Source organism: Janthinobacterium sp. PSRC1-1, assembly GCF_049897525.1.
Lineage (GTDB): Bacteria > Pseudomonadota > Gammaproteobacteria > Burkholderiales > Burkholderiaceae_D > Janthinobacterium > Janthinobacterium tructae.
This window is the reverse complement of record NZ_JAFCWK010000017.1, coordinates 50,910-66,702: the sequence shown is the minus strand read 5'-3', so window position 1 is coordinate 66,702 and position 15,793 is coordinate 50,910. Positions and strand designations below refer to the sequence as shown.

Here is a 15,793-nt window from a genome sequence, read left to right as displayed (position 1 = left end):
GATTTTTACGCCTTCGACTTGCCCGCCGCCGCTTTCGCGGCGGCGTCGTCCGTTTTCTGCGTCTTTTCGCTTACAAACTTGCGGAAAGCGGCATCGCTGACATTTAGCTGTTTCTCGTCGCGAAACTTTGCTGCAATCGAGCCAGCCGGAACACCTGCGGCGAGGGTTTGCTGAATCAGGGGCCAGAGCGGCTCAAGGGAATCTTTGAGCGTCGCGGGGCGGTGGGCTTTGGGGTTTGCAATCATCTCTTTAAGCATTGCAGTCATCGCCGCCGAGTCGTTTTTGTAAACGACTTCTTCGAGCTTCTCCGCTGTCTTCTTTGCCATTTTTCTCTCCATTTTTGTTGCGTTTCGGAAATTGCATTATTGCGCACATTTGAAAATCTGACAATGCCAAAGCATTCCCGCAACTCAGCGTGCGCATGTGATTGCAGATGTTGAACTCTTGCCCGTCGCGACATGCATGAAGCTGCAATTGACTGTTATAACTGCGGGCTTTGAACAATCCTCCCCACCGGGGGCGGCTTGAACTGAAAACTCGGCGGGGAATATTCCGCCATTCATCAACGGAGCGAGAGCCGTTACGCTGCATGCCGTCGCGGAATTCAAGGCAACACCAGCCGGATTTCCGACCATCTTCGCGGCCATATTTGTGTATGAAGCCCCGGCCACGTTTCCAGCCAGCGCCGCAACCGCCGCCGCGCCTGCCTCGTCTTTCATGTTGATCATTTTCGGCAAAGCAATCGCCGCCAAAATTCCCAAAATGAGGACGACAATAACCAGCTCGACGAGGGTGAATCCGGCGATAGCGGCTTGTTTAATTTTAGACATTTTTAAATCTCCTTGGTGTGATTGCCCGACGAATCTCGAACGCTAAAAGCATCGCGCATCGACGAACCTCAAACAATCCCAAGACGAACATCAAACGACGAGCGGAGCGACGACTAACGAACATCGGACGATCTTCGGACGGTGGCAGGGCTGGTGGAGCCAGCCCTGGGAGACGGTGGGCCAGCCCCCTGCGGGGCTGGGGGCGGTGAACCGAAAGAACGCCCTGCTGCCGCACCCACTTCGAGCAGCTCGGGATTGTCCAAAAAGTTTTGCAGAATCAAGCGGGGGGAGCGGTCGAGGCGCGTCAAAAAATCAGGAGCAAGCAGCGGAAATTTTTCAAGAAAGCAGACGGCAAGCGAGCGGGAAAATAAAAAACGAGGCAGGCGAAGGGCAGAACAAGCAATCAAAAAAATCCATGCTTAGCCCTGGGCGACTTCGAAAAGCGGCGGGCAAGCGAGCGGAAAAATAAAAGATGGAGCGGGCAAGGGCAAGCCAAGGCGCCGGAAATTTTTCACGCTTCGCCGTCAAAAATTCAAACATCGAAAAAAAAGCCGTGCGCGCGACAAAGATCAAAAACGCGGCAACAGAGAAAAATCCGGCCCGCGCTTGGTGCGTGTCTCACAAGTGAGACCCACCCCAAGCGCTCGAAGCAGAAAATTCAAAAGCTGATACTCATGCACATTACTAACCTGTTGGTTAAATCCAAGAACGACTCAAAAAGCAAAATCGGCGACACGTTTCACGCCCTGGCGTGTTCACGGCAAACCCGCAGCGGGGCCAGCTATTCGCCATGATGCGCGCCGGTTTGTGTTCGCATTCTCAGATGACACAGACACGAAAAAAACACGAAAAAAAAGCGTAGACCGGAGTAGCACCGAACACGCGGCAAAGCCGCAGCGGCTGGGGCGTTGCCGCGTATCCGTTGGACACGTCGCCGAAGCGGCTACACGTTTCCGACGGGCGGCGCTTGTGTCCGATTCCAACCCATGAGAGTTTGGAGAGGGTTAGAAGGGGGAGACGTGTCTATTCCAGACACACGCAAAAGGCACTCATGTAACGCTATGCAAAAACGGGGAGCATAAAAAGATGATTTTCAAAAATTCGGTGCTTGCGCACTTCAAAATCCCGGCAGAGGTGGCCGCTGGGCTTCCGTCGCTTCTAAAATTTCGCGGCATGACCGTGGAAAAATTTTTTGAAATTGCCGTGGTCAAGTTCTTCGATGAGCTTGAAGAGGAGACGCAAGAGGCCGTTGAAAAACTTGAAAGAGAAGCTCGCATGGCAGAGACATCAATGGCAATTGATGCGGCCATTGCGGAAGCCCGCAAACAAATCCGAGCAGCGAGAGGCCAACAATGAAAAATCAAAAACAAAAGCCCAAGGCTAAAAGCATGGCAGCGCTGCATGTCCGTGTAGCTGTCGATCTTGTCGAAGAACTTGACGCCTTGGCGGTGGCAGCTGGAAAGACTCGGGCCGACCTGATGCGCGATGCCTTGGCCGGGCATTGCCAAGCCTCCAAAATGTCGGAGCAAGCAGAGCAGCGGCACGTAGCAATCGTTCAAATTCTTGAAGAGCAAGAGCGGCGAAGAATGTCGGAGAAACTGCAAAGAGACGAAGATAGCAGCAACATCTATCAAGCCCTCGAAACTCTTAGCGATCTACTCGGAATCGAGAGACAACAAGAGCCGAAGCGATGAAAAAGCCTGCTCTCGCTTTCAAGAATATGACAAAAGCCCTTGCCGACTTTCGAGCCGCGAGGGCTTTAAAAATTGCGACAAGACAAGAGCTTTGCGACATTTTTAGCACAGATGAATACATCACAGAAGAGACGCTCAGAGCATTCGAAGAGCAAGCAGACAGCGCGGCGAAAGCAGCGAGAGAAGCGGCAAAAAAACTTGCGGCGATCAGACTGGAATCTGAAAAACAGAAGCAACAAAAAAAGAGGGGAAGGCTATGATGGCAAGGCCGCATGTTATCGAAAGATCGAACGCCGGGGCCGTGGGCGACTATCTGACGGAGTCGCTCCGATCAGCTTACTACGTCAAGAAAGACGGCAAAGAGAGTGGTATAAGCTTCTATATAGGTGGCGGGGCTAAGGCGCTAGGAATCGCAGGCAGCGCGGTAACATTGAAAGCATTCGAGCGACTCCTTGAAGGCCTTGACCCGAAAACTGGCGAGAAGCTAACGCAGAACGCAGGCAGCAAGAGCAGGAACAAGCTTGGCTTTGATTGCGTAATGACACCCCCGAAAAGCGTCGATTTGTTGATGGCATTTGCGGCGGAGCCGCTGCGGGTGAAAATCATTGCGGCAATCACGGCGTCGAACGCTGTGGCGATGGAATACCTCGCGGCGAATCTTGAAATCGCAACAGGCAAGGGCGGGCAGCATCGCGAAAAGTGCGATGGCGTCACCATTGCGGGCTTCGGTCATTTCACCGCCCGCCCCGGCCCTCGCGGCACTGACATGAGCAAGCATATTCATAACGTGATTTTTGCAGCCGCCCGCCGCGAGGATGGGACATGGGGAAGCATCGACGAGCGAGACATTCGAACACTGCAAAAGGAAACGGGCAGCATCTTCGCGAGCGATCTTGCGAGCCGTTTGGCCGCGATGGGCTTCGGCATCGAAGAAAGCCCGAGGAACGGCTGGGCGTTCAAAGTTGCGGGAATCAGTGAGGAAGCCGAGCTAGAATTCTCACAGCGTCATGCCGAAATCATGGCCCACGCGGACGCCAAAGGCCTCGACATGAGCAAGCCGAGCGATGACAATAAGGCATGGGCGAACACGAGAAAGACGAAAGAAGAGACAGAAATGGAGGGACTGCAAGCGGAGTGGGCAATCCGTGGAGCACCCTTTGGTCTCAATGCCAACGCCATTGAAGCGCTCAGAAAAGCACCAAAACAAAACGCCCTTGCCGCGCTCAATGTTCAAGAGCTTGCGGACGCTCTCACAGAAAACAAAAGCACTTTTGAGCGAAAGGATTTGCTTTGCGCTGTCGCTCAGAAAGCAGCGCGGAACGGTGGGCTATCGCGTGACGAGTGCATTAGAATAACCGACGAGTTTCTAAAAGACGCGGCGATCTTCGATCTTGGCTTGCACGAACTCAAAAGCGACAAGATCAACGCCCTGCGACATGCTCGCAAAGTCCCGCAAGCGCCCAAGCGTCGCAAGCTCTACACCACAGCCGCCGCCCTCGTCGAAGAGATCAAATTGGCGAAGCTCTACGAAGCGGCAACGCAAGACCACCGACACGACCGGAGCGAACAAGCCACAGGCGCCGCAATGGCTCGCTACGAGGCCAGCATGTCGGCAAAGTTCGGCAAGCCTGTGAAGATCAAAGACGAGCAGCGGAAAATGGCCGAAGCGCTCGCAAAGTGCGGCCGCGTCGGGCTGGTGCAAGGCTCGGCAGGCACAGGCAAATCATTCGCAGCGGGAGCCGTTCGCGATCTTGAAGAAGCAAGCGGGCAGACCGTGCACGGCGTCAGCCTCGCCGCAGTAGCGGCGGAAGGCTTGAAGAGTGGAGCGGGCATCGGCAAGGGTGGGACGCTGCACAGCCTTCTATTTTCAATCAAGAGCGGCAAGACTAAGCTAAGCGAGCGTGACACGATCATAGTTGACGAAGCCGCCATGGTCGGGAGCGCTCAAATTTTGGAGCTGCTGCAAGCGAGCGACGCCACGGGCGCCAAACTTATCTTTATCGGCGACAAAGCCCAATTTGGAGCTATCGCGCGCGGTGGCGGCTGGTTTGCGAGCATGCAAGAGACCCACGCCCATTCCACCCTCTCGGACATTGAGCGCCAAAAAATCGGCTGGCACCTCGCCGCCGTTCACGACATGAAAGAGGGCCGAGGCATTGAGGGCTTGGCGGCATTCGCGGACAAGGATTGCTTTAAAGCGTTCGAGAATTCGGGCGCTGCCCTTCGGGCTTTGGCCCACTCATATATCAACGACGAGAATCCCATGGACAAAAAAATCGCAATGGCAAGCACACACAAGCAAGCCAAGATCGTCAACGACGAAGCCCGCAGGCTCTTGATCGAGCGCGGCGAATTGGGCAAAGTGGCCCACTTCATGCAATTCGAGAATTCAAAAGGGACGGAGGCCTTCGCCGTCGAAATTCGCACAGGCGAACGCTTGAAATTCACGAAAAACAAAAAGCTAAAAAGCGGCGAGCAAGTCCGCAATGGCGAGACTTGCACCGTTTCACACGTGGGCAAAGCGCCCAGCGGCGAGACCTTTCTGACAGTGCAACACGCGAATGGGACAGAGCTAAAAATAGGTCTTCGAGACTATGCCAATCTTTCATACGCCTATTGCTCGACAGCAGTCGGCGCCCAAGGCGCGACAGTCGCGAAGGCCTTCGCCTACATCGACGAGCGAGCATGTCAGCAAAACGGCTATGTCGCAGCCTCACGCTCGACCGCTGAAACCGTCCTATTTGCCTCGAAAACATTCGACGGCAAGGGCAAAGACACGACTCTAAAAACGCTGGGCCGCGCTCTCAGTGTAGACAAGAGCGCCGATTATTCGCTTGACTATCTCGACGACGATCAACGCAAAATCATCGAGCAAGCGCTGAACAAGCCCGACGCCATGGCAGAGGCATTGGCCGAGGCCAAGCGCTCGAAGAGCGAGAGCCAGCCGCCAGCCATTCCACCGCTTCCCGACGCTTTGCCAACACCCAAGGCCGATCCTGTTAGCGAGACCTCGCCCGCCGAAATCGTCAAGAAAGAGACCGAGCAGCGCCCGCCAGCCCTGCCGCCAGAGACGCCCAAAAAGCCGCATGAATCCATCTGTTACGGGACTCCGAAGCCATGCCCGCCCGCCGAAACCGTTGCCGCCAAGCCCGAGGAAATCGCCAAGGAAGCAGCCACGGAAGCCCCCGCCTTGCCGTCGATGGCTTCACGACTGGCAGAGCGTCGGCAGCGCGAAGCGCAGCCGTCAAGCGTTCAACCGACGCGCGGCCCCCGCGCGTAGAGCAATCGGCGAGGCCAAAGGCCGAAGCGCTCGCCGCCAATCAGCCGCCGACAATCGGGCGCCCAGCGGCCTGGCCCCGGCTCTCGGCGTGTGTTAAAAATGAACACATACACACACGGGAGAAAGGCATGGCAGAGCACAGCAGCGAAATCATTCAAGCGCTCAGAAAAGCCCCTGGGCACGTTGTTCGGACGAGTCTCGTCGTTGCCTTTTTCATTTGCGCAATCGTCGTCGATTTTCTTAAAAACGTCTTCGACCGCCTCGCCACCGCGCCGACAATGGTGGCATTCATCGTCGTCCTTGTATTCGGTCTCGTCGCACTTTGGCAATACTCGCCGAACCTCTGGCGGGCCTGCTGCCGCCCGAGCTATCACCTCGACAAAAAACTAAATCGCGAGAAAGCCGCGCGCGAAGCAAAGCGACGGGCGAAGCGTCAAAAGGACGCAGAGGACGAAGAGGAGGCGCAGCAGCAGCGACTAGCCGAAGCGGATCGCAAACAGCGGCTGCAAGCATTGATCTGCTACGACATGAGCGCGAGCGAACAACAAAAACAAAATGGGGGGCAGCAATGAACATCATGACGAAATGGGCCGCGAGGGCTTGGCAGTTTTTAACACTGGTGGGCCTTGGCCTCTTGCCAACCGTTGCGAATGCGTCGACTTTCTTCGAAGTCTCTTGCAAGTCGCAAGCGGTAAAAACTTTTCTCGTCCCTATTTTTGGCTCGATGTTTTCAGAGTGCGGCGGCGTCGTGAACGCATTCGAGAAGACGATGGGCGTCTTTAATGCCGGAATGATGACCATTGGCGGCGTGATTGCAGCGTATACGCTCGTTGTCGGAACGATGCAAACCGCTCACGACGGAGCGGCCCTTGGCAAGCAATGGTCAAGCATGTGGATTCCGATCCGCACAGCCTTGGGTGTCGGTCTCGTCGTCCCAGTCGCGGGCGGCTACTGCGTCGCCCAATTGCTCTTCGGCTTCCTCATCGGGCAAGGCGTCGCTTTGGCCGATAACGTTTGGAGCGGCTACATTGACGCGACAAGCTCGCCCGAGGGTCTAGCACCGACGATTGTCATGCCAGCAGTCGCTGAGCTTGCCAAGGGCGTGCTCATTTCGCAGCTATGCATTGAGTCTTACAACAGCTCAGTAATCGAGGGCATGAACACGAAAATGACTGCAAAGAGCGCCGTCGGCGCGCGCTTCTACGGCATCAACGGCGGCAACGATTGCGGGGGCGTCGCTTACAACACCATTCGGCTCGCAGCAGCAAAAACCAAGGCCGCACTACTCGGCACGACGACAGACCCGAGCGCTCTGAATACAGTGCAAGATGCCCACATTGCGGCCCTGTTGACGATGGAGAAAGCGATGAACAAGACCGCCCGAGCGGTCGTCGAATTCGCGAAGGATGGAGGCAAGGCGCCCGACGTTGTCGGCGATGCAAACGCCGCCATTGGTCAATATCAAAAGAGCGTAGCAGCCGCCGCAAGCGTCTTCACAAAAAAAGATGACATGAAAAAATTTATGGACGCGGCCAAGGAGGACGGCTGGATGCTCGCAGGGGCTTGGTTCATGAAGTCGGCACAAATGCAAGACGAAGTGCGCCGGGCTATTGCCGACGTTCCGACCGCGTCGGCGCCAAGCCTCGACTCGAACAGCTACGCCGCAGGCGCCGACACTGGCAAATATGTCCAAGCCCTCGCGGGCATCATGTCCCGAAGCGGTGGCGCACGAATCGCAGATAAAGACGTTACAGACGCGTCGGGACGCGTCGGAGATTCGAGCAATCCGCTGTCTCGCGTCGTCAAAGACCTTAGCGCCTCAATTTTCACCGACGGAGTTCTAAGCGCTCTCATGCTCAATCAAGACCGCCACCCAATGATGTCGATGAAAGACTTTGGCGATAATTTAATGGTTGGCAGTGAGCTTGGCATTGTCGCAGGCGTGGCTATGGTCGGAGCGAGCGAAGCGACGAAGGCAACAAATGGAAGCGCGTGGGGTGAGGTGCTCGGCGTGCTCACGCTCGGCACATCGAAAGCCATTGCGGGGGCGGCGGTGGGGGCGCTCAATGCTGTGGGCTGGATCATGATTGGCATATGCTCGACGCTCTTCGTCTTCGCTGGAAGCGTCGCCGTATTTCTGCCCATGCTGCCCTTTTTGCTCTACTTCGGCGCCGCCCTGGGCTGGCTGCTACTGTGCATTGAAGCGGTGATAGCGGCGCCGTTGTGGGCCGTGATGCACTTGAACCCACACGGCGACGGGCTGGCGGGCAACGCTAGGGCGGGCTATATGATGCTATTGGGCGTGCTGCTTCGCCCGGCATTCATAACGCTTGGCTATGTCGCCGCATTGACCGCCCTCGGCCCCGTGCTCGGTGCTTTCAATGAAGTCTTTGCGTCTGCCTTCAAAATGTCGCAAACCGGCTCGCTTGCCGGTCTCGGCACGTCCATTATGATGATTGCAATCTACTTCGGCGCAGTCGTCTATCTAATCAAGCATTGCGTCGGATTCATTCACAAAATCGGCGACAATCTGTTGCGATGGGTCGGCGGCGGCAAGGAGCAAATGGGTGAAGCTGCAACAGGCCTCGGCGGCGCTGGCGAGAAGATAGCAGGCGCCGCAGGCGCGGCAAGTGTTGCAGCAGCGACGAAATCGCTATCCCGCCCCAGCAGCAGAGGAGGCGACAAAGAAGCTAGGGACGTTGGCGAAGGTAAAGAACAGCCGGGCGCGGCGATGGAGGAGAAAGCGGTGGCGGCAGACAGTGACAGCCCAAGCGCTCGGGAATCGTCAGCAGCCGCCGCAGGAGGCCCGCAGGCGACGACGCAGGCCAAGGCCGAAGGAATCCAGCCCCCGCCAGCCCGAAGCCCGCAGGCGCGCCCTACGCGCGGCCCCGGCGAGCAGTAGGCGCGGAGGAATGGCGCCAAGGCGACGACGCAGTGCAAGGCCTTGGCGCAATCTATCAGGAGGGAATATGTTTTCATGCAAATCTATTTTTCGCGCGGCTATCTGGGTAATGCTTGCAGCATCCGCCGCCACGGCGTCGGCAGTGGATTGTCGCATCCCGTCGCAACGCGATTCGACATGCGTCGGAAGCAGCGGATCTAAGCCGACGGACAACAGAGAATTTAATCCAGCGATTCGCGGCAGCAACGCTAAAATCATCGAAATGCCCAAAGGATTCGAGCAAGCGGCGCCGCCGCAGGCCAAGCCCGAGGGAGTCCCACCACCCGCAGCTCGAAGCTCACAGGCGCGCCCTGGGCGCGGCCCCGGCGAGAAATAGACGAAAAAAAACGCGTCGCGGAATCATCCGAGGCGCGTTGCTTAGTGTTACACTTGCGAGACCCCCAAAAACCCCAGCACACTGAGGGAAAACCTTTGGGAATCAACGACTTAGGAAACTGGTTGCGGGGACAGGATTTGAACCTGTGACCTTCGGGTTATGAGCCCGACGAGCTGCCAGACTGCTCCACCCCGCAGCCGAATTATAGCCGGGTTTGCTGCAATGCGCAATGGCCTGGTGTCAGACCCTGGCTTACGCCGCGGCCAGGCGCCACAGCGACGTGATTTCCTTCGAGCGGGCAGCGTGCAGGCTGTCCGTGGCATCTTGCGCGCGCGGGTGCGTGGGTTTCACGTCCAGGCGGTCGATCACTTTCAAACCCGCTTGCGCTATCCATTCGAGCAATTGCGCGCGCGGGCGCAGGCCCAGGTGCTCGGCCAGGTCCGATAAAATCAGCCAGCCTTCGCCGTTTGGCTCCAGATGATCGGCCAGGCCGGCGAGGAAACCGCGCAGCATGCGGCTGTCCGGATCGTAGACGGCATATTCGATCGGCGAACTTGGACGTGCCGGCAGCCATGGCGGATTGCACACGACGAGCGGCGCGCGGCCGGCAGGGAACAGGTCGGCCTGCACCACGTCGACCTTATCGAGCAGATCGAGGCGCGCCAGGTTTTCGCGCGCGCAGGACAGGGCGCGCGGGTCCTGGTCGGTGGCGACGATGCGTTGGATGCCGCGCTGCGCCAGCACGGCGGCCAGCACGCCCGTGCCGGTGCCGATGTCGAAGGCCAGGCTGGCGCGCGCGGGCAGCGGCGCGTCCGCCACCAGGCCCACGTATTCGCCGCGAATCGGCGCGAACACGCCGTAATGCGGGTGGATGCGCTGGCCCAGGGCCGGCAGTTCCACGCCGGTGCGGCGCCATTCGTGCGCGCCGATCAGGCCCAGCAGCTCGCGCAGCGAGGCGACGAAGGCTGCTTCGCCACGGCCATACGCCTCATTGCAGGCCAGTTTCACGTCCGGCGCGCGGCGCAGCGGGATCGTGTAGTCGGCGTCAAAAGGCAGCAGCAGCATGGCCAGCGTTCGCGCGCGCTGCGACTGCGCCTGGCGGTGCAGGTGAAACGCTTCTGTGGCGGACGGTTCCGGCTTGGCCAGCTTGGCGGCCATGGCTTTTTTGCTCGGTTTGTCGTTCTTGTGGTCGGCGCGCCGCGCCAGCGCCTGCAGCAGCTGGCGCGCGTTCTGGAAGTCGCCGCGCCACAGCATGGCCGTGCCTTCGCAGGCCAGGCGGTAAGCCTGGTCGGCCGTCGTGCGGTCATCGGCGATGACGACGCGCTTGGGTGGCGGCATGCCGCTTTCCGAGCGCCAGCGGGCCGAATGCTCGGCGCCGTTTTCGCTCCAGTGGATCTGCGGATGAACGGTAGGTGAAGAGGTGTCGGACATGGGTTTCAATCGATAGAAGGGGGGCGCGCGGCATGGTCGCCTGCGCAGGCCGTCTTCCATTATACGTCGCTGGCCGTGCCGTCAGCGGCGTCCGTGCCATAGGCGAGTGCCAGCGCGCGGGCGCGCGCCTGGTCTGCGGGCGTGGTTTCCACGGTTTTTTTGGCGCCCTCGGCGGTATTGTCCGGCTGCACCAGCTTGAGCAAACGCAAGCTCAGGCTGCCCGCCAGCTCGCCATTGTTGCCGCTGGCGCCGTCGGACGTGCCCTGATAGAGATTGCTTTGCAATTGCTGGCCCAGCAGCTTGAACAGGTCGTGCAGATTGCCGGCGAAGGTCGTGGCGGGCAATTCTTTGGCGGGCAGGGCGGCTTCATCGGCGGAGCTGGCTTCCTCGCCTGCCTCTTGCGTTTGCTCAAGGACGCCCGCGCTGATGTTCGATTGATATTGCACTTCCAGTTCGAAGTCGAAGGTCTGGCCATCGGCCGTGGTGATCTTGCCCTTGCCGATGAAGTGCGCGTTCTCATCGAGGCTGAAGGCGGCCGCGCGGCTGCTGCCGTTGGCGCCCGAGACGCTGGCGCTGCCACCGCTGAAGCTGGAGCCGGCTTGCAGGTCGACCGAATCGAAGGCGACCGTGGCGCCGTCGCCGAACAGCTGGCGCGTCATGGTGCCAAGAAAATCTTGCGCCACATCGACAGTGGCGTTGCCCAGCGCATCGGTCCGTTGCGACAGTCCCTTCGCCGACAGGTCCAGGCCGTTTTTTGACAGGGCCACCACGTCTTGCGCCGTGCGCTGCATCAGGGGCGAGCCGGCCAGGCCGGACGCGCCGGCGCCCGCTTTTTGCGGCGTTTGCCCTGCCAGGATACTGGCGGCAGGCTGGCGCGAGCCGGAGGTGAGGGCGGGGAGCTGGGACATGGTCGGTTCAAATGGGGAAGATAAGCAATTAACGGCAATATCGCCCCATTCTTTAACCATTAGTGGTGGTGCGACCAGCTACCGTCCGCCGATTCCAGGTAGGACTTGACGGCATCGGCCTGGCCCGTGGCGTGACGCTTGAGTTCGCCGCATGCGCAAATGCCCTGATACGGCTGGATATGCGAGCAGGCGGAGACTTTTTGCAGGTAGACCTGCATCGATTTGTGACATTTTACGCACTTGAAGGTGAGGCTGCGGGCGGCTTTCATGGGGTTCCTTGAATTGTTGCGGGGCGTAGGCGGTGCCTGCGCGAAGGCGGCGATTTTAACGCACTCCGGCCATCGTTACACGTTGTTGCATCTGCGCCACGCGCACGTCAACTGAATCCGCGCCATGACGTTGAGCGTATATAGGAGGTCGTCTGACCGCCGTTGAAGAGGTAGCACCATGGACAAGCATGACAAGGAAAAGCCTGTACAGCCCGCCAAGGAGCTGGTCAGGAAGTGGCTGAAAGCGGAGCTGGCACAGCGCCGGCCTCCGCCCGACCCCGAGCAGATCCGCCGCGAACTGGGCTGGGATATGCTCAGGCTGGGTCGCGAACCTGTGCCACGCTAGCGCACCGTCACCACGCTCTTGCCGCCAGACCCCGGCTGCACGAGGATGCGGGTGGCGATGCGTTCCGTCATTTCCTGCACGTGCGAGATAACGCCCACCTTGCGTCCCATCGCTTGCAGGCCGTCGAGCGCATCCATGGCCACGCGCAGGGTTTCCGTGTCCAGGCTGCCGAAGCCTTCGTCGATGAACAGCGATTCCACGCGCACGCGGTTCGAGGATAGCGAGGCCAGGCCCAGCGCCAGAGCCAGCGAGACGAGGAACGATTCGCCGCCCGACAGCGAGTGCACGGAGCGCAGCTCGCCGCCCATGTCCTGGTCGCGCACCATCAGGCCCAGCGACGGCTTGTCCGGATTGTCGATGCGTTCGAGCTGATAGCGGCGCGCCAGGTGGTTCAAATGCGCATTCGCATAGCCGAGCAGCACTTCCAAGGTGAATTGCTGCGCGTAGTTGCGAAATTTCTTGCCGTCGGCCGAGCCGATCAATTCATCCAGGCTGGCCCAGCGCCGCTCGATGACGGCTTGCGCCTCGATTTGCGCCAGCATCGCTTGCGCGCTGTGGCGCCGCGCGTCGTCCTGCGCGATGGCCAGGCGCAAGCGCGTCGCTTCCTGGTTGGCCGCCTGGCGTTCCAGCGCCAGTGCGTCCAGCGCGGCCTGCAGCGCGGCCACGTCCATTTCCAGCGCTTCCGGCGGCTGCTGCACGTGCGCGGCCAGCTGCTGCCGGCGTTCGGCCAGCACGGAAACGGCCGCCGTGTGGCGGTCGGCGACCACTTGCAGGGCGTCGCGTTCGGCGCGCATGCTCTCCGCGGAGACGGCCAGGCGCGCGCGCAGCGCTTCGATCGTGGCGGGCGCCTGGCTGGAGTGAAGCTGCTGGAACTGGCGCAGCCACTCGTGCAGCGCGGCGGTGGCGCCGTGTTCCTGTTCCCGCAAGGCGGCCAGGCGCTGCGACAGCTGCGCGCACGCTTCGTCCAGGCGCGTGCGCTGCTGGCTGGCCAATTGCGCCGCCGTTTGCTGCTGCGCCAGCAGCGCTTTGGCCGCCGCGATGGCGCCTGCCAGCGCGCCTTCCACCTCGGTCACGGCTTGGCCCTGCCATAGCGCGTCGCGCCCGGCTTGCAGGGTCGTGCGCTGTTTGTCGGCGGCGGCAAACGCGGCGTGGGTCTCCTGCGCCGTTTGCTGCGCCTTGCCGGCGGCCAGCAGCGCCGCGTCCAGCTGCGCGGCCAAGGTGGCCAGCGCGTGGCCGCGCTGGTCCTGGTCCGCCTGCTGTTTCAGCCATTGCCGGCTTTCCGTTTCACGCGCGGCGCGGAAGGCGGCCGGGCCGGCGCGCCAGCTGTCTTTCCAGTCCTCGGCGCCGTCGGCGTCGGTAAACGCGCCATCGAGCTGCGCCAGCAAGTCATCGAGCGCGGCGCGCGCCGTCTCGCCCTTGTCGGCGTTGCCCGCTTGCTGCGCCTGCAGCTGCGCCAACCGCGCCTGTGCATCGGCGACGCTGCTGGTGCAGCGCGCATGCTCGTTTGACGCCAGTTCATATGCCGCCTGCGCCTGCTCGCGCCGCGCGCTGGCCTGGCGCAGCGCCGTTTCCTGCTGCGCCAGCGCCTGCAAACCGGCCGCATTGGCTGCCAGCTGCTGCGTGAACCAGTCCGCGCGCTGCTCTTCCTGCGGCAGTTGCAGGGTGTCCGCATGCGGCTGCCACTGGGCATTCAGGCTGTCGATGATGGGCGGCAGTGCCGATAATTCTTCCGCCGTCTGTGCCTGTTCGTGCATATGGGCGGCCAGCGCCGCCTTGTGCGTGGCCAGGCGTTCCACATTGCCGCGCGCCTGCGTGCGGCAAGCCAGCACCTCATCGTGCAAGCTGGCCAGCATCGCCTGCAAGGCGTGGTCGGCGTGGCTGTACGGGTGTTCCAGCGCGCCGCAGACGGGGCAGGGCTGCTCATCCTGCAAAGTGGCCCGCAACTGCTCGACGCTGGCCGCGCATGCCGCTTCCGCCCCTTTCAAGGACTTTTCCGCCTGCGCCAGGCGCGCTTCCAGCAGCGGCGTTTGCGCCGCTTCCGCCGCCAGCGCCATACTTTCCGTTTGCGCGGCCTGCGCCAGCTGGGCGGCCCTGGCTTGCCAGTGCGCCAGCGCCTGCTGCTGGCGTGCCAGTTCGCTCCAGGTTTTTTCCGCACTGGTCAAGATGCGTGCGTGCGCCTCCAGCTGGCCGCGCTGTTCCTGCAGCGCCAGGCCATCGATGGCTTGCACGGCGGCTGTCGCCTCGCGCCTTTCCGCCTCGCGCATGGCCAGCGCGGCAGCGGCGCTGGCCAGCGCCGCTTGCGCCGCCAGTGTGGCGTCAGAGGCCTGGCGCACCTGCCGGGCCGATTCAGCCATGCTGGCGTCGGCCGCATCGGCTTGCGCGGCCGCTTGTCCTGCCTGGGCAAACAATTGATCCCACAATTGCCACGCTTGCGCCAGCGCCTGCCACTGCTGGTGCGATGCCAGCCACTGGCGGCCTGCTTCCTGCTCCGCCAGCGCGGCATGCTGGCGCTGCTGCAGCGCTTGCAGCGCGCTGCGCGCCGCCTCGTTGGCCTGGTCTGCGGCCTGCGCGGCCTGCCATGCCTGGCCATGCGCGGGCAATTGCGCCGCAATGCTGGCGTCGAGCGCCTTGGCTTGATCGAGCAGGGGCGCCGCATCGCGCTGCGCCGCTTCCCTGGCCAGCAAGGCCGCCGTCGCCAGCTGCACGGCCTGCGCCAGTTGCGCTTCGGCGGCGACGGCTTGCGCCGCCTGCACGCGCGACGCTTCCAGTGCGGCGCCGCTGCCGGCGATGTCGCTGGCCAGGCGCGCCACGTCGTCGATCAGGGGCCGCGCCGGCTGCAGCAGTTCCCACTGCGCCAGCGCCGCGCGGCGCTCTTCGGCGGCGGCGCGTTCGGCATCCGCGCCATCGAGCGCTTCTTGCGCCGCCGTCACCTGGGTTTGCAGCTTGTGCGTCTCCTGGTGCCAGCGCTGCTGCAGTTCCAGCACCGCCTTGCGCAAGTCGATGTGTTGCAGGGTAGTCTCGGCCGCGCCGCACAGCGCCTCGGTGTCGGCCCGTTCTTCCGGCGACAGGGGCCGCTGGTCGGCCAGTTTTTCGCCCAGGCGTTCGAGGATCTGCTTTTCCTTCTTTGCCCGCTCGAAGGCGCGCATGGAAATGTCGGTATAGATGCTGCTGCCCGTCAGGGTTTCCAGCAACTCTCCGCGCTCATTGTCTTCCGTCTTGAGGAAGGTGGAAAACTCGTTCTGCGCCAGCAGCACGGCGCGCGTAAACTGGTCGAAGGACAGGCCGATGCGTTTTTCGATCTCTTCCTTCACTTCCGTCTTGGTGCCGCCGATGGCTTGCAGCGCGGGCAGCTGGTGCAAGCTCATGGCGGTCGATTGCAGCGCCCCTTCGGCGCGGGTGCGCGAGCGGCGCACGCTCCAGCGCGCGCGGTAGTGAGCGCCGTCGTTGCCGACAAAGTCCACTTGCGCGTAGCCGTCCGGCGTGCCGCGGCGCAGCAGGGTGCGCGTATCCTGCGCGTTGACGGTTTCCTTGCCCACGTCGGGCAGGGCGCTGCCCCGGCCCAGCACTTTCAGCAAACGCGGCGTGGCGTCGTACAGGGCCAGGCACAGGGCGTCGAGCAGGGTGCTCTTGCCCGCGCCCGTGGGGCCACTGATGGCGAACAGGCCGGAAGACGCCAGCGGCTCCTGCTGGAAGTCGACTTCAAATTCGCCGGCCAGCGAGGCCAGGTTTTTACCGCTGATGTTCAGGATTTTCATGG

13 protein-coding genes and 1 tRNA gene are annotated in these 15,793 nt (G+C 61.3%); 7 read left to right on the top strand and 7 right to left on the bottom strand.

The features are described 5' to 3' along the window. Window positions 1-5: 5 nt before the first annotated feature. Together ACP7DW_RS26120 and ACP7DW_RS26115 are read right to left on the bottom strand one after the other, a co-directional pair. A complete protein-coding gene (locus tag ACP7DW_RS26120; protein ID WP_426057377.1) occupies window positions 6-326 on the bottom strand; it encodes a hypothetical protein in 321 nt (106 codons plus the stop codon). 84 nt (window positions 327-410) lie between these two features. Continuing rightward, window positions 411-830 carry a type IV pilin protein gene (locus ACP7DW_RS26115; protein WP_426057378.1) on the bottom strand — a complete coding sequence of 140 codons (420 nt, stop codon included), beginning with the start codon at window positions 828-830 and terminating at the stop codon, window positions 411-413. 1,086 nt (window positions 831-1,916) lie between these two features. Between ACP7DW_RS26115 and ACP7DW_RS26110 the strand changes: the two genes are divergently transcribed. The 6 genes from ACP7DW_RS26110 (at window position 1,917) to ACP7DW_RS26085 (ending at window position 8,706) form a co-directional block, all read left to right on the top strand. Continuing rightward, window positions 1,917-2,186, top strand: a complete 270-nt coding sequence (locus tag ACP7DW_RS26110) for a hypothetical protein (protein ID WP_426057379.1) — start codon at window positions 1,917-1,919, stop codon at window positions 2,184-2,186. Next, window positions 2,183-2,524: a ribbon-helix-helix protein, CopG family gene (locus ACP7DW_RS26105; RefSeq protein WP_426057380.1), complete on the top strand. Its 342-nt coding sequence runs from the start codon at window positions 2,183-2,185 to the stop codon at window positions 2,522-2,524. The genes ACP7DW_RS26110 and ACP7DW_RS26105 overlap by 4 nt, the downstream gene beginning before the upstream one ends. Beyond that, the gene (locus tag ACP7DW_RS26100) at window positions 2,521-2,784 is read left to right on the top strand and encodes a hypothetical protein (RefSeq protein WP_426057381.1); all 264 of its coding nucleotides are present in this window, start codon (window positions 2,521-2,523) and stop codon (window positions 2,782-2,784) included. The genes ACP7DW_RS26105 and ACP7DW_RS26100 overlap by 4 nt, the downstream gene beginning before the upstream one ends. Continuing rightward, window positions 2,781-5,804 carry a MobF family relaxase gene (gene mobF / locus ACP7DW_RS26095; protein WP_426085243.1) on the top strand — a complete coding sequence of 1,008 codons (3,024 nt, stop codon included), beginning with the start codon at window positions 2,781-2,783 and terminating at the stop codon, window positions 5,802-5,804. The genes ACP7DW_RS26100 and mobF overlap by 4 nt, the downstream gene beginning before the upstream one ends. A gap of 128 nt (window positions 5,805-5,932) precedes the next feature. Then, window positions 5,933-6,376: a hypothetical protein gene (locus tag ACP7DW_RS26090; protein ID WP_426057383.1), complete on the top strand. Its 444-nt coding sequence runs from the start codon at window positions 5,933-5,935 to the stop codon at window positions 6,374-6,376. Continuing rightward, window positions 6,373-8,706, top strand: coding sequence for a DotA/TraY family protein (locus tag ACP7DW_RS26085; protein ID WP_426057384.1), 2,334 nt, complete (start codon window positions 6,373-6,375; stop codon window positions 8,704-8,706). Before ACP7DW_RS26090 ends, ACP7DW_RS26085 begins: the two co-directional genes overlap by 4 nt. Before the next feature lie 495 nt (window positions 8,707-9,201). Here the strand turns inward: ACP7DW_RS26085 and ACP7DW_RS26080 are convergent. The 4 genes from ACP7DW_RS26080 to ACP7DW_RS26065 all read right to left on the bottom strand — a co-directional run bounded on the left by ACP7DW_RS26080 (window position 9,202) and on the right by ACP7DW_RS26065 (window position 11,690). Further along, a tRNA-Met gene (locus ACP7DW_RS26080) sits at window positions 9,202-9,278 on the bottom strand. A gap of 56 nt (window positions 9,279-9,334) precedes the next feature. Continuing rightward, window positions 9,335-10,513, bottom strand: a complete 1,179-nt coding sequence (locus ACP7DW_RS26075; protein ID WP_426057385.1) for a methyltransferase — start codon at window positions 10,511-10,513, stop codon at window positions 9,335-9,337. Window positions 10,514-10,572: 59 nt separating this feature from the next. After that, window positions 10,573-11,421, bottom strand: a complete 849-nt coding sequence (locus ACP7DW_RS26070; RefSeq protein WP_426057386.1) for a hypothetical protein — start codon at window positions 11,419-11,421, stop codon at window positions 10,573-10,575. 59 nt (window positions 11,422-11,480) lie between these two features. Beyond that, window positions 11,481-11,690 carry a hypothetical protein gene (locus tag ACP7DW_RS26065; RefSeq protein WP_034755039.1) on the bottom strand — a complete coding sequence of 70 codons (210 nt, stop codon included), beginning with the start codon at window positions 11,688-11,690 and terminating at the stop codon, window positions 11,481-11,483. Between the two features lie 178 nt (window positions 11,691-11,868). Between ACP7DW_RS26065 and ACP7DW_RS26060 the strand changes: the two genes are divergently transcribed. Next, the gene (locus ACP7DW_RS26060; protein ID WP_426057387.1) at window positions 11,869-12,036 is read left to right on the top strand and encodes a hypothetical protein; all 168 of its coding nucleotides are present in this window, start codon (window positions 11,869-11,871) and stop codon (window positions 12,034-12,036) included. Here ACP7DW_RS26060 and ACP7DW_RS26055 read toward each other — a convergent pair. Continuing rightward, on the bottom strand, window positions 12,033-15,791 hold the full coding sequence (locus tag ACP7DW_RS26055) for an AAA family ATPase (protein ID WP_426057388.1): 3,759 nt from the start codon (window positions 15,789-15,791) through the stop codon (window positions 12,033-12,035). The genes ACP7DW_RS26060 and ACP7DW_RS26055 overlap by 4 nt on opposite strands. Window positions 15,792-15,793 lie beyond the last annotated feature (2 nt).